Here is a 13,252-nt window from a genome sequence, read left to right as displayed (position 1 = left end):
GTTCCGGCATCCATCGTGCCACAAGCGCCGTCACCGCGAGTGGAGAGATGGACCCCGGAACAAGTCCGGGGTGACGGGTGGAGAGGCAGTGGCTAGCCGATTTCCTTGCGCAGCGACGCAATCAGGCCCGGGATTGCCTGCAGCTTGGGTTCCTCCTCGTCGAGGATGGCGCAGAAGGCGGCGCGTTTGATGGCGGCGACGCGGCCGGGTTTCAGATTGGCGGTGGCGGGGAGTGAGGACAGCACGATGTCGATCATCCGCTCCGCACCATGGAGGCGGCCCCAGAGATAGTCGTTCTCGCGGTACGCGCGGCTGAAAAAGGCGCCGAAGCTGTTGAACTGGATGCCCTTTAGCGTCGCCTCGGCGCCGCCGGCGCGGATCGACTTGGCGTCGTCGGGCGCGATGCGATCGACCTTGATCGGATCGAACTCGTCGAGCCCTTCGCCCTGGAGCAGCGGCAGGGTGGCGACGTCGAAATAGGGGAAGCCGAGATAGGTGAGCAGGATCGGCCGCTTCAGCTCGCGCGCCAGGCCAGTGAAGGCGGCAGCGAGGCGCTCCTCCGTATCGGTATCGAGCTGTTTCAGGTCGAGCGACTCGGCGAGCCTGTCGAGCAGCGGGCCGGCATCGCCACGCAGCAGTCGCACATCCTTGCGCAAATGCGCGTGGCGGTCGGTGCGCTTGCATTCGAGATAGTCGGCGAGCGAGGCATAGACCGCGTCGCGGATCGGCTCGAGATCGGCCTCGTCGTGATCGGCTTCCAGCTCGGTCAGGCGGCGGGCGAGCAGGCGCAGGCGGCGGATGCGGAAGCCGAGATCATAGGAGCGCAGAAAGCCGATCGTGACCGCGCTCGCGCCATCCGAGAAGCTGGGCTTCAGATCGTCGAAGCCGCGTTCGCGTACGGCGTCGGCGATATGGCCGCGAATGCGTTCCCAGCGCTGAGGCCCCGGTTCGCCGCCGGCATGGTAGAGTAACGAGCTCAGGGCCTCGATCACGCCGGCGATCTTGAGATGGCCATAAGCGGCATAGCCATAGCCGGCGGCCTTGGCCGCGGCGGATTGCGCCCGGGCGCGCCATGTCGCGAGACGCGAAACGGTCGGGGAATCGAGGAACAGGGTATAGCCGAACAGCGCCTCGACGCGTGCCTCGACTTCGGGCCGGATGCTCGCGACGATGCCGCGCATCCGCTCGATCGTGCGGGAGCGCTCGGCGATATCCTCCAGATTGTCGCGGATCGGCTGCTGGCGCGGCAGCTCCGACACGGCGCCGATGATCGTCTGGAAGAAGCCCGGCGCGTTGGGGTTGTGCGGGCCGAAGCGCAGCTTCACGTTGGGCGAGGGGTCGATATAGACGAAACGGCGGTCGATCTCGCGGCGCGCGGGCCGCTCGCGCAGGGCCTCGATCGCGGGGCGGAACGGCGCATTGGCGAGCACCGAGCCGTCGATCAGCACGGCCTGGTCGGCCGCATTGGCGGCGAACTGGCGCGGCAGGACTCGCTTCAGGAAATCGGCGCGTTCGGGCCATTCGACCTTGCGATGCTTAAGCACCTTGTCGAGCTCGCCGACCATGAAGGGCGGGAAGGCACCGGGGAAGCTGGAGGTCGAGCGCGCGGCGAAGGCGAGCTCGGCCGGATGGGCGAGGGTGTCGCCGGCCGTGCCGTGATCGGTGAAGGGGACGACGAGGCGATGCTCGGTCTCGAGCACCTCGGGTGGCGAGTTGAGCATCAGGCGCTCGGGATGGCCGCGGAAATCGGTGACGGTGACGAACAGGTCGAGCGGTTGGCCTTCCGGCAGCAGGCGCGCGCCGCGTGGCGCCGACGCCATCGCATTGAGCGCGTCGAGGATCAGGCCAGTAAACAACGCGCCGCCAAAGGGCGGTTCGAACCAGCGCGAGCGGATGAAGTGCGACAGCTTGGCGCGCACCTCATCGCGCGCGCCGGCCTCGACCAGCTCGTCGATATTGTCGCCGCTGCGTTTCTCGGCGTACCAGGCGATCGGCAATGCCCATATCTTGGAGAAGCGCGAGGACGGCGCCTGGTGCGTGTCGATCAGCGCCTCGATATCGGCCGAATCGAGCCATAGCTTGGTCAGCGGCTCGAGCGACTGGCCGGTCGAGATCGCCTGGGCCAGGAACACGCCGTTGATGCCGCCGGCGCTGGCACCGGCGATGATGTCGACCAGCACGCGCATGCGCAGCCCGGTCTCTTCCTCGATCTCCTGGAGCAGGTCGCGATAGACGCCCTGGCTGCCGCCCGCCGGCGTCTCGCCCTTGTGGAAGGCCTGGCTCGCCCGGGCGAGGCGCCAGATCTCCTTGGTGATGCCATGCATGTAGACGGCAAGGCTGATGCCGCCATAGCAGACCAGCGCAAGGCGAAGCTCTTTCTGCCGCATCAGGTCAGCTCCACCGTCGCCCAGATCGGGAAATGATCCGATGCCTTGCGCGCGGTGGCGCTGTGATGGACGCCGCAATCGGTGATGCGCAGGTCGGACGAGACCATGATGCGGTCGAGCCGGACGACCGGGCGGCGGACGTGGAAGCTCGGGCCGGTGGCGGCGAAGCTGTAGTCGCGGCCGAAATCGCGCAGGCAACCGCTCTGCGCGCTCCATTCGTTGAGATCGCCCATCAGCACGGTCGGGCGGCGCTTGGTGCTCGAATCGACATGAGCGAGGATCGCATGCGCCTGGCGGCGGCGCCACAGGCCCGACAGGTCGAGATGCATGCCGACAATACGGACCGGCACGCCATCAGCGCGGACATCGGCCATCACCGCACCGCGCGGTTCGAGCGCGGGGAGGTGGATCGCCTCGCAGTCGATCACGACGGAATCCTTGCGGATCAGCAGGACATTGCCGTGCCAGCCCATGCTGCCGCTGTGCGCGCCGAGCGGCACCGCTTTCCAAGGACTATGCTCCTCCAGCGTGTGGAGGGGGATGACACCGGCCTTGGTGCCGAAGCGGCGATCCGCCTCCTGCAGGGCGATGATATCGGCATCCACCTCGCGCAGCACCTCGAGGATCCGGTTGGGATCGCGACGGCGGTCGAGGCCGATGCCCTTGTGGATATTGTAGCTGGCGACCTTGATCATGTGCGTAGTGCAACGCCGATCGGTAAAGTTGGTTCGCCGCGCGTCACGATACGCCCGGCTTTCCTGTCGTATATGCCCAGTTTCGCGCCAAACCAGCGCGAAAATCGCAGACGTGCCTTACGCGGCGGTGGCGCAGTAGCGCTGAAGGAAATCCTGGTGACTTGGCATCTTCGCCACCGCGCCCGAGATGCCGGTCTTCAGGTCTCCCAGCGCCTGGCGGAGCTGGCCCGGCGGCATCAGGCGGGCAAGATGGTGATAGCCGCGCGGCTCGATCCGCTGGCCAAGCATGACCTGCACCCAGGAATCCACCCGGAACAGCTCGTCCGATGCCTGATAGGCCTGCGCGTTTTCGCGGAACAGGGCAATGCGCCGCACCAGCGATTCCGGAAGCTCCATGGTCCGGCATCGCTGCCAGAAGGCACTGTCGTCGCGTTCGGTGAGGCAATAATGAAGGATGACGAAGTCCCGCACGCCCTCCAGCTCGGTGCGCGAGAGCTGGTTGTAGCGGTCGATCAGCGCCTCATCGAAGCCGTTGAACGGGAAGGACTGCATCAGCCGCGTCACCGCGATCATGATGAGGTGGATGCTGGTGGATTCGAGCGGCTCGATGAAACCGCTGGCCAAGCCAAGGGCGATGCAGTTTCGGTTCCAGACCTTGCGACGCGCGCCGGTGCGATAGCGGATCAGGCGCGGATCGAACAAGGGTTCGCCCTCGATCTGATCGAGCAGCAGGGCCTTGGCGTCTTCATCGGCCATATGGTCGCTGGAGAAGACCAGCCCGTTGCCGACGCGGTGCTGCAGTGGGATGCGCCAGCGCCAGCCGGCCTGGTGCGCGATCGCACGGGTATAGGGGACGGCGGGGCCGACCGATTCCGTCTGCACCGCATAGGCGCCGTTGGTGGTGAGCCAATGGCCCCAATCCTCATAACCGGTCTGAAGCGTCTGCTCGATCAGCAGCGCGCGGAAGCCAGTGCAATCGATGAACAGGTCGCCCGGGACGATTTGTCCGGACTCCAGCACAAGTGACTGGATAAACCCGGTTTCTGCGTCCTGTGCGACTCTGGCGATCTTGCCTTCTACGCGCTTGACCCCATCCGCTTCGCTGCGGGCGCGGAGGAAGCGGGCATAAAGCGTCGCATCGAGGTGATAGGCATAGTTGATCTGGCTATTCTCGCCCGTCGCGAACTTGCCCGCTTTCGCTGCCTGCAGCTCGAAGCAATAGTCGCCGATCTCGCCGCCAAAGCCTTCGGCGCGGGCCTGCAGCCAGAAATGGTGGAAATCGGCCATCCAGGTCGACTTGCCGAGCACGCCGAACGAATGGAGATAGTGGTCGCCGACCCTGCTCCAGTCATCGAAAACGATGCCCAGCTTGAAGCTCGACTGGGTGGCGCGCATGAAATCCTGCTCGTCGATGCCGAGCAGCGAGTGGAAGGCGCGGACGGTGGGGATGGTGGATTCGCCTACGCCGATCGTGCCGATCTCGTCGGATTCGACCAGGGTGATGTCCAGCAGCCCGCCGAGCTGTTTGGAGAGTGCGGCGGCGGCGAGCCAGCCGGCAGTGCCGCCACCGGCAATGACGACCTTGCGTACGACTTGTCCGTCCATGCCGGGGCTTTCCATGTCAGCGATTCAGGCGATTGAGCAGCATGGCGCGCAAGCGGCGCGCCCTGATCTCGTCGAGCGGGGCGAGGTTGCCACGGGCCGCCTCGGGCAGATGAGCGCCCGCCTGGTCGGCGGGACCGAAGACATAATAGTCGAACAGCGCGCGCCAGGCGCGCTTCTCCGGCTCCGGGCGGTCACGCAGACTGAGCAGCGCATGCAGCAGCGTATTCTGCGGCGTGTCCATGAAGGCGGGGGAGGCGTTCCACCAATAGTTGATCAGTATGTTGAAGCGATCGAGCGCCTCGACATGATGCCACCAGAGCGCCGGGTAGAAGAGGATGTCGCCTGGCTCCAGATCTGCCACCTGGCCCGCCGCCAGCGCCTTGGCGAAGCGGGGATGGCGATCGAGATCGGGATTGCGGAAATCGACCATGGAGACGACCTGGCCGCCGGGGGTCGGCTCGAGCGGCCCGGGGTAGAGATTGTGCACTTGTTCCGGCGGGAAGAGCGTGAAGCGGCGCCGGCCGACCATGCAGCAGGCGATGTTGTTCGACATGTCGTAGTGCGCCGACGCGGTCGTGCGATTGCCGATCCAGATGCTGACGATGGGCGGGCTGTCGCCAAGCTCCGCCTGATCGAGGCCGAGGTCGTTTTCCTGCCGCAAGCCCGGCAGATAGGTGTCGAGATCAGTGGAGCCGACATAATAGGAGGGCGGCCGGTCCTGGTGCCATTCCGCCTGAAGCCGGTCGAGCAGCTCGTCGAGGCGCACGCGGCCGGCCTCGAAATTCATCGCCGTCACGTCGTCATTGTAGAAGAAACGGCCTTCGATCTCGGGCTGGCCGACAAAACCGACAACCGGGTTTCCGCCGTAGTAGGATTTCAGATAAGCGATCGCGGCTTCCGGCGAGTCCAGTCCCGCGCGCACCAGCGGCCAGTCGCGGGCGACACCCTTCAGGATGACCGGCTCCTGGGCCTCCATCAGCGCGTCGAGCGGGATATCGTCCGATGCGACACCCTCGATCATCCTGGTTTTGCGGAGGCTGGTCATGATCTGTTCGCGCCGGTCAGGCGGCGCCGGCCTTTCGGTTCTTGAGATCGATGAGACGGCTCATATTGCCCATGGAAGCGATCACGAAAAAGGCGAGGGGCAGGAAGCCGCTGGCGTTCAACTGCTCGAGCCGGGCGCCGTCGAGCTGCGCCAGGGCGTTGCGGGAGATGGTGAAGAGATCGGGCAGGACATATTTGCGCGTCTCGTCCAGCTCGATCTCGACTGCTACGGCTTCGATCAGACCAGCCCGGTCGAACATGTCGAACATCGGCTGGTTGGCCTCTATTCCGGCATAGATCGTCCGTAAAATTCCAGCGATATGTTCAAGATAGGGTGCGTTCCCGCCATGAGGCAGGAAGAGCGGCAGCCCGTCGCTATGGCTGACGCGGGGATGGTCGAGATCGATATGGATCATCGGCTCGCCTTCTGTCCCGCCACCCTTGAAGCCGATCAGGAACGGCCCACGCTGCAACGTGGCCGGGACGTAGCGGCCCTGCCAGCCCGTCTCGCCAAGGAAGAGATTCTCGTCGCGGTCGAGCCCGAGCAGGGCGACTGCCTGGAACATGCCGCTTTCCTCGCGACGAAAGAAGATCGGATATTCGCGCTGGAGTTCCTCGAACTCGGTCGGGAAGACCAGCACCTGGTTGACGCTGTCGCCGAACTCGGCCCGATGATGGGCGATCACCTTCAGGTCCGGGTGATCGACATTGTTCAGCGGAACGCGGTTGGTCATGCGATACTATCCAGCCCATGCAATGTTCGGTCATGCAACCGGGCGGTTCTCCAACCGCCTGGACGGGCATTTGCGGCCATGATGGGACAAAGGGCGGCGAAGCTCAATTCCGGGCGGGAAAAAAGGCCGCTGCGAACAGCGGCCTTTCTCCCCCTCCTGGTGTCGGAACCTCGGATCAGAATTTGAACCGGGCACCCAACATGAAGCGACGATCGAGTTCCTGCGCGAACCACAGCTCGGATTTCGCGCGCGCATAGGTGCGGACGCTTTCCTCGAGCAGGTTGATGGCTTCCAGCGTGACCGACACGTTCTTCGTGACGTCATAGCTGATGTTCATGTCGAGCTGACCGAACGGTGCCGTAAACTCCGGATTGCGCGAGTCCTGGCGATTGATCCCCGAGAGGAACTTGTCGCGCCAGTTATAGGCAAGCCGGGCCGAGAGGCCGTTCTTGTCGTAGATCAGCGTCGCGTTGAACGTGTCGCTCAACCCGAGCAGCGCGAACTGGTCCTCGCTCGGGCTGGCGCCCAGGTTGAAGCCGACATCGCCCCGAACCATCGTATAGGCCGCCGATACACCGAAACCGGTATCGCCGAGGAAATACTGGCCGGCGACTTCGATGCCCCAGATCTTCGCGTCCTTGTTGTTGATCGGGCGCGATACCTGGAACTGGTAGAGCGGATCGGTCGCGTTCGCGTTCACGTCCAGCGTGCTGTTGATCGTCTGGACATAGGCGTCGTCGAGCGAGTGCGTCACGGGATTGAAGTGCGCATTGAACTGGGCCGTCGCCGCTGCCACCGAGCCGGTGCTCTGGATCAGCGCCGTCATCGCGAACAGGTTCACGTCGCTGGTATCAGCCCCAAGCCCCTGGAGCGCCGCCTTGGCGGCGCCCGAACGGGTCCCGGCCGCGCCCGAGCTGGGATCCCGAAGGCCGAACAGGTCAGAGGTGAACTGGCCGCGGCCGATGAAGTTGTGCACCCGCTTCTCGAACAGACCGACCGAGATGTAGCTGTCGGGCTTGAAATAATATTCGAGCGAGACGTCGAAATTGTCCGAGGTCAACGGGGAGAGGCGTGCGTTGCCGGTATTGCCCGAGGCAACGCCGCCATTGTTGATCGGCCGCGGCGGTCCGCCCACCGTGGTTGAGGTGAACAGGTCGCTGTAATTGGGCCGGGCGATCGTCTTGCTGAACGAGAAGCGTGCGATCAGGTTGTCCACCGGCTCGATCTGGAAATCGAACGAAGGCAACAGGTTGTTGTAGCTTCCCTTGTCCGTCAGGAAGCTGTTCTGGTTCGAAATGACGACGGTGAAGTCGTTGTCCGACACCCAGTTGATGGCGGCGGGGACGGCAACCAGCGAGGTCGATGTCGATTTCGTGCTCTCATAGCGCACGCCGGCGACCATGGCGGCCTTGCGCCCGGCGATTTCGCCCTTCCACGTCATCTGGCCATAGGCGGCCCAGATGGTTTCCTTCACACGGTTGTCCTGATTGGCGGTGACGCCGACGGCATTGCCCGCCTTGGCGTAATAAGGCGACAGGATGGAATAGATGTCGGACGCATTGCCGCGGAACGCGATCTGCGACGCCGGGTCGCCCCCCGGGTTGTATTGGTTGAACTTGCATTCCAGGCAGAAGCTCTGGAGCGCGCCCGGCGCAAGCTGGTTCACGTCGCCGGGGTGGGTGATACCCCAGTCGCCGAGCGTCTGCTGCGTGGCGACGAAGGTCTGGTGCATGTCCGAGCTGCGATAATTGCCGCCGAAATCGAAGCGGCTGCCGCCGCCGAGATCCCAGCCGAAATCGGCGCGGCCCTCGCGGATCGTCTGATCCTGGGTCGACCGGAACGTGCGTCCGACCTGCGAGCCGACATCGTTGATGTCGAGCTGGCCGTTCCCGTTGCTGCCGATGGTGATCGCCTGCCGCGGAATGCCGCCGCTACCATAGTCGACCGAATGCGCGGCAACGACGTTGGCGCCCATGCCGACCAGCGTCGAGCTGTTGCCGTTCGGATTGTCCGGCCGGCTCGACGACTTGCTGATGTGACCGTCCAGGTTCAGCGAGAAATTCTCTGCAAAGTCCCATTTGGCGTTCAGACCATAATCCTGGAGCTTGCTGCGCTGCGCGCGGTTCTGCGCCTCGAAGCCCTCGTCCTTCTGGCCGTTGATCGTCTCATGCAGATAGGTGGCGGTGGCGACCGTCGAGTTGCCGTCGAAGGTCACGACATCGAACGGCCGGCTGAACCAGTTGGACAGATCCGAGCGGACTTCGCGTTGCCTGTTCTCCGCATAGAGAGCGTCGGCGGTCAGCGTCAGTGAATCGGTCGGGCGGAATTGCAGGACCGCCTGGCCGTTGAAGCGCTCGCGCGTGCCCTCGGCATAGTGATACCGGCTGTCGTTCGGGATCGCGACCAGCTGGTTCGCGTTGGTCGGCGCCCCGTTGACGACGGTGCAGCCGGCGGTCGGCGTGCTGCCGGCGCAGATTGAGGGTACAGGGGCATCGTTCGGATTGGGCCCGGGCTTGGTGCGTACGAAGCCCCCCGAGAGAAAGGTGCTGTACGGAATTATGTTCCAGTTGTTCGACGTTGCGGCGATCGAGGTATAATTGCGCTTCTGATAGCTGCCGAACAGCGAGACGCCGAACATCTCGGACGGATCGGTCCAGTTCAGGACGCCGGAAACCTCGGGCGTGACCTTGGAACCGCAGTCGAGGCAGCCGTTCACGCTGGTGTCGTAGACCGCCTTGGCGCCGATGCTGCCCGAAATGCCGGAGGGGCCATCGAGCGGATGGCGCGAGACCACATTGATCGTCGCGCCGATGCCGCCGGACGGGATCGCGGCGCGGCCCGTCTTGTAGACCTCCAGCGTTTTCACGCCTTCCGCGGCGAGGTTCGAGAAGTCGAAGGAGCGGCTGGTGCCCTGCGCACCGTCGGAGTTCTGGTCGCCGCCAACCACCGACACGATCGAGGTCGCCAGGGTGCGGCCGTTGAGCGTGACGAGGTTGTAGTTAGGGCCGAAGCCACGCACCGTGACCAGCGCGCCCTCGCCGTTGGTGCGGTTGATCGACACGCCGGTGATGCGCTGAAGCGACTCCGCCAGGTTGGTGTCGGGGAACTTGCCGATGTCCTCGGCCGAAATCGCATCGACCACGCCCGACGAGTTGCGCTTGATCGCGATCGAGCGCTCCAGGCTGGCGCGGATGCCAGTGACAACGATGTCCTGCTCGCCATCGCCGGCCTGTCCATCGGCCGTTGCCGCCGGCGCGGCCTGCGCCAGCGCCGCACCCGGCATCATCAGACATACAGCGACCGCGATTGCGGATGTGGACCGCGCAAACGCCGACGAACGCCCAAAGTTTTTCATATTACCCCTCCTCAACGGCGCGCTGCGAAGGCGGCCGATATTGTTTTCTGCAAGCAGGATTCGCGCTGCTTGATGGTAACGGTACCAAAATGTCTGACGTTGTCAATCCGGCGGAATCGGGTTTTGCGGCGGTAATAAAACCAGAATGGCCACGTTTTTCCGGAAGATCAGCCTTGATCGAAAAAAGTTAGCGTGCGCAGCAAAGGCCATGGCACGCGCCGGTCAGTGTAAATCCCGCACAATTGCGCGGGTTGGCGTGTTGCTCGCGACATGAACCGCACCGCGAACGACGCGGCGCCACATTGTTCTACCCCGTTCTTCCTCCCAGGCTCAGTGTGGCAAGATCGCAACGCTGCCGATATTTCCGCCAGCGGCTCCAGCGCGCGGGATCACCCCTTCAATTCTACAGGCGCGTGCGCCTATCCCCCGTCAGGGGCGTTGCGCGCCGATGGCATCTCCGGCAGGCAGCGCGCGATCGACTCGCGGAATCGCGCGATCGTCCGTTGCACTTGTAAGAGAGCGCCCTGCGCCGGGAGATTTGAAGCATGACTATCACTCGCATCGACTCGGGCTCGCGGATGAGTCAGGCCGTGATTCACGGCGATACCGTGTATCTCGCGGGGCAGGTCGGTGCGCCGGGCGAGAGCGTGACGGCGCAGACCAAGGCAGTGCTGGCGCAGGTCGAGGATCTTCTGGCGCGCACCGGAAGCGACAAGTCGAAGCTTCTCTCGGCGACGATCTGGCTCGCCGACATGGCCGATTTCGGCGAAATGAATGCGGTGTGGGACGCATGGATCGGCGGCCAGGGCGCCCCGACGCGGGCCACCGGTGAGGCAAAGCTGGCGACGCCCGAGTACAAGGTCGAGATCATCATCGTCGCCGCGCGCTAAGCTGAAGGAGGCGCGGGGCCAGCACGGCTCCGCGCTATTCTTCGAGCGCCTTGCGCTGGGTCACCACCGGAATGCCATGCCCGTCGACTTCGAAGCCGGCGACATGGAAACCGTGGCGCAGGTTGAGCAGGATCATCGGGTTGTTCGCGGCGCGCGTGCGGGTTTCCACATGACGATAGCCCAGCGCCCGGGCCTCCTCATGCTGCCGCTCCATCATCAGCGCGGCGAGGCCGATACGGCGCGCCTCCGGTGCGACGCCGCCAAGCCAGCTGTAGAACAGGCTCTCGCCCCGCCGATAACCGAGCTTGAAGCCCACGGGCACGCCGTCCTCGCGCCGGGCGAGCAGCAAATGCGGATCGGCGACATGTGGCAGCCGATTGGCCAGATAGCCGGGGTCGAAACCGGGAAACACTGCCTCGCAGAGCGGCAGGAGCAACGCGACTGCCTCCGCCGCGGTGCCGGTGAACGTCTCAATGCGCGGAGCGTCGGTGGGAGAGAAGGGCATGGAGTCTTTCTGCCTTCTGATGCGGCCTTTCGCCAGTCTATGATGGTCAGAGGCGGACTTCGTACCGCCAGACATCGAGGCGGAAGATGCCGTCCGGGGTCGGCAGCTCGCTGGTGAAGACACCGGCGCGATGCCAGCCCGATTTCTCGTAGAAGCGCGCCGCGCGGTCGTTGCCGATCGCGCAGGCGAGCCATGCAACCTCCACGCCGGCCGCGCGCAACTGCTCCACCGCATCCGCCATCAGCGACGGGGCAACGTCGCTGCCGCGCGCTTCGGCCGAGACATAGAATTGATAGAGTTCGTCGCCCTTGAGCATCGAGAAGCCGAGAATCTTCCCGTCGCGCTCGCAGACGCGCACGCTGGTTAGTGCTTCCACGAGCCGCTTGCGGAAGCTCTCCAGCGTGCGCAGCCGCGCGAGTTCAGCCGGCAACACGGCGGCATGGCCGTCTTGCCAGCCATCGAACCACAAACGGGCGAGGGCGGTGACATCTGCTTCAAGCGCGTTCCTGATCATGCCGTCACACTGTCTCCACCATCTCCACCATCTCCACCATAGTCGAGCGTTACTTCCTCGATCAGGAACTGGGAACGCAAGGTCTCTGCGAGGATATGCGCGGTATGAGAGTCCGCGACGTCAGCCTCGATCTGCATCCTGATCAGCCCGGCTGAGCGGCGGATCAACGCGAATGCAGGCACAAGGCCGCGCCGCGCGAACTGGCCGAACACGCGTGGGACCAGTTCTGGATCGTCGGCACCGTGCACCCGGTACCGCGCGACGGGGCGCTGAAGCTCCATCACGGAAGCGCCATGGCCGGCGATCGGCCACGCGCGATGGTCGCGCGCGCCAGGCGGTCGGCGGCGACGTTGACGGCGAGGCCGTTGCGTTCGGCATCGGCCCAGACCTGGTGGAGGCGATCCGGGATCGCGTCGATCCGCGCGGCGACCTCCGCGCTGTCCCAGCCGAGATATTCGGCGCAGACATTGATGATCCCGCCGGCATTGACGACATAGTCCGGCGCATAGAGCACGCCGCGCTCGGCCAGCGCCGTGCCGTCCTCCTCGTTGCCGAGCTGGTTGTTCGCCGCGCCGCAGACTACGGTGGCGCGCAGCTTCGGGATGCTCCGCGCATTGAGCACGCCGCCCAGCGCGCAGGGCGCGAAGATGTCGCACCGCGCCTCCAGCACACCACCTAGCGACGCGACGTCAGCGCCGGTGCGTGTCGCCACCGCGGCGACGACAGCCGAGCGGGGTTCGGCGACGATCAGCCGTGCGCCGGCATCATGGAGCAGATAGGCCAGCGCCGCGCCGACCGAGCCGAGCCCCTGGATCGCGACCGTGCAGTCGCCGATCGGCCGTTCGAGCCGGTGCTCGGCCGCCGCCTGCATCGCGCGGAAGACGCCGAGCGCCGTCCAGGGCGACGGATCGCCGCCGGGCCGGCCATCCTGCGGCGGCAGGCCCGCGACATGGCGTGTCTGTCGCGCCACCTCGGCCATGTCGCCGACGGTGGTGCCGACATCCTCGGCGGTGACATAGCGGCCGCCAAGCTCCTCGACCGCTTCGCCAAAGGCACGGAACAGCGCGGCACGATCGAAATCGCCCTCGGGGCGGCGCAGCACTGCCTTGCCGCCGCCGAGCGGCAGGCCGGCCAGCGCGTTCTTGTAGCTCATCCCTTCGGCGAGGCGGAGCGCGTCCAGGGTGGCATGGTTGAAGTCGGGATAGGTCCATAAACGGCAACCGCCGGCGGCGGGGCCGAGATGGGTGGAATGAAGGGCGATGACGCCGTCCAGGCCGCTGGCGGAATCCTGCAGGCGCACGACCTGTTCGGGCGGATGCGCGTCACGCGCACGGGAAAAGTCCATGATGAAGCTCCGGGAATCACTGAATTATATAAGTCGGCGTGGCGGATGCGTCCCGCGCCAGCGCCTGTGACCGATGGGGTCAGATCGTCGCGATCTGCCCGGTCATAATTCGGGTCCGGATAATAAGTCGGATCGAGGCGCGAGCGGGGACGCCGGGCATTCGGGCGTGCGAAGACAG

The 13,252-nt window shown here is 65.1% G+C and carries 11 protein-coding genes; 1 reads left to right on the top strand and 10 read right to left on the bottom strand.

From position 1 onward, the window contains the following. Positions 1-92 precede the first annotated feature (92 nt). From WC729_RS07515 to WC729_RS07490, 6 genes are all read right to left on the bottom strand, one after another. Positions 93-2,387 (bottom strand): patatin-like protein, encoded by a 2,295-nt coding sequence (locus WC729_RS07515; RefSeq protein ID WP_372851194.1) that lies wholly within the window; start codon positions 2,385-2,387, stop codon positions 93-95. After that, positions 2,387-3,082, bottom strand: coding sequence for an endonuclease/exonuclease/phosphatase family protein (locus WC729_RS07510; protein ID WP_372851192.1), 696 nt, complete (start codon positions 3,080-3,082; stop codon positions 2,387-2,389). The genes WC729_RS07515 and WC729_RS07510 overlap by 1 nt, the downstream gene beginning before the upstream one ends. 117 nt (positions 3,083-3,199) lie before the next feature. Further along, complete coding sequence (locus WC729_RS07505; protein ID WP_372851190.1) at positions 3,200-4,687, bottom strand: tryptophan halogenase family protein; 1,488 nt, start codon at positions 4,685-4,687, stop codon at positions 3,200-3,202. A gap of 16 nt (positions 4,688-4,703) precedes the next feature. Further along, positions 4,704-5,732, bottom strand: a complete 1,029-nt coding sequence (locus tag WC729_RS07500; protein ID WP_372851188.1) for a cupin-like domain-containing protein — start codon at positions 5,730-5,732, stop codon at positions 4,704-4,706. A gap of 16 nt (positions 5,733-5,748) precedes the next feature. Further along, a complete protein-coding gene (locus tag WC729_RS07495; protein ID WP_372851186.1) occupies positions 5,749-6,465 on the bottom strand; it encodes a SapC family protein in 717 nt (238 codons plus the stop codon). Positions 6,466-6,640: 175 nt separating this feature from the next. Continuing rightward, complete coding sequence (locus tag WC729_RS07490) at positions 6,641-9,820, bottom strand: TonB-dependent receptor (RefSeq protein WP_372851184.1); 3,180 nt, start codon at positions 9,818-9,820, stop codon at positions 6,641-6,643. Positions 9,821-10,365: 545 nt separating this feature from the next. Here WC729_RS07490 and WC729_RS07485 point away from each other — a divergent pair. Continuing rightward, positions 10,366-10,710, top strand: coding sequence for a RidA family protein (locus WC729_RS07485; protein ID WP_372851182.1), 345 nt, complete (start codon positions 10,366-10,368; stop codon positions 10,708-10,710). A gap of 34 nt (positions 10,711-10,744) precedes the next feature. On the opposite strand, the gene WC729_RS07480 is transcribed toward WC729_RS07485, so the two are convergent. The 4 genes from WC729_RS07480 to WC729_RS07465 are packed head-to-tail and all read right to left on the bottom strand — an operon-like array spanning position 10,745 to position 13,074. Continuing rightward, on the bottom strand, positions 10,745-11,215 hold the full coding sequence (locus WC729_RS07480; RefSeq protein ID WP_372851180.1) for a GNAT family N-acetyltransferase: 471 nt from the start codon (positions 11,213-11,215) through the stop codon (positions 10,745-10,747). 46 nt (positions 11,216-11,261) lie between these two features. Continuing rightward, the gene (locus WC729_RS07475) at positions 11,262-11,729 is read right to left on the bottom strand and encodes an N-acetyltransferase family protein (RefSeq protein ID WP_372851178.1); all 468 of its coding nucleotides are present in this window, start codon (positions 11,727-11,729) and stop codon (positions 11,262-11,264) included. Continuing rightward, positions 11,726-12,010, bottom strand: coding sequence for a hypothetical protein (locus tag WC729_RS07470; protein ID WP_372851176.1), 285 nt, complete (start codon positions 12,008-12,010; stop codon positions 11,726-11,728). Before WC729_RS07470 ends, WC729_RS07475 begins: the two co-directional genes overlap by 4 nt. Then, entirely contained in the window at positions 12,010-13,074 is a 1,065-nt protein-coding gene (locus WC729_RS07465; RefSeq protein ID WP_372851174.1) for a Glu/Leu/Phe/Val dehydrogenase, read from the bottom strand. Before WC729_RS07465 ends, WC729_RS07470 begins: the two co-directional genes overlap by 1 nt. Positions 13,075-13,252: the final 178 nt, after the last annotated feature.

The sequence above is a fragment of the Sphingomonas sp. genome (assembly GCF_041661825.1).
Classification (GTDB): domain Bacteria; phylum Pseudomonadota; class Alphaproteobacteria; order Sphingomonadales; family Sphingomonadaceae; genus Sphingomonas.
This window is presented reverse-complemented; position numbering and strand designations above follow the sequence as displayed.

Bases quoted from the DNA above. Each gene is read 5' to 3' on its own strand.
- WC729_RS07515 (WP_372851194.1), bottom strand. From the start codon at position 2,387: ATGCGGCAGAAAGAGCTTCGCCTTGCGCTGGTCTGCTATGGCGGCATC.
- WC729_RS07510 (WP_372851192.1), bottom strand. From the start codon at position 3,082: ATGATCAAGGTCGCCAGCTACAATATCCACAAGGGCATCGGCCTCGAC.
- WC729_RS07505 (WP_372851190.1), bottom strand. From the start codon at position 4,687: ATGGACGGACAAGTCGTACGCAAGGTCGTCATTGCCGGTGGCGGCACT.
- WC729_RS07500 (WP_372851188.1), bottom strand. From the start codon at position 5,732: ATGACCAGCCTCCGCAAAACCAGGATGATCGAGGGTGTCGCATCGGAC.
- WC729_RS07495 (WP_372851186.1), bottom strand. From the start codon at position 6,465: ATGACCAACCGCGTTCCGCTGAACAATGTCGATCACCCGGACCTGAAG.
- WC729_RS07490 (WP_372851184.1), bottom strand. From the start codon at position 9,820: ATGAAAAACTTTGGGCGTTCGTCGGCGTTTGCGCGGTCCACATCCGCA.
- WC729_RS07485 (WP_372851182.1), top strand. From the start codon at position 10,366: ATGACTATCACTCGCATCGACTCGGGCTCGCGGATGAGTCAGGCCGTG.
- WC729_RS07480 (WP_372851180.1), bottom strand. From the start codon at position 11,215: ATGCCCTTCTCTCCCACCGACGCTCCGCGCATTGAGACGTTCACCGGC.
- WC729_RS07475 (WP_372851178.1), bottom strand. From the start codon at position 11,729: ATGATCAGGAACGCGCTTGAAGCAGATGTCACCGCCCTCGCCCGTTTG.
- WC729_RS07470 (WP_372851176.1), bottom strand. From the start codon at position 12,010: ATGGAGCTTCAGCGCCCCGTCGCGCGGTACCGGGTGCACGGTGCCGAC.
- WC729_RS07465 (WP_372851174.1), bottom strand. From the start codon at position 13,074: ATGGACTTTTCCCGTGCGCGTGACGCGCATCCGCCCGAACAGGTCGTG.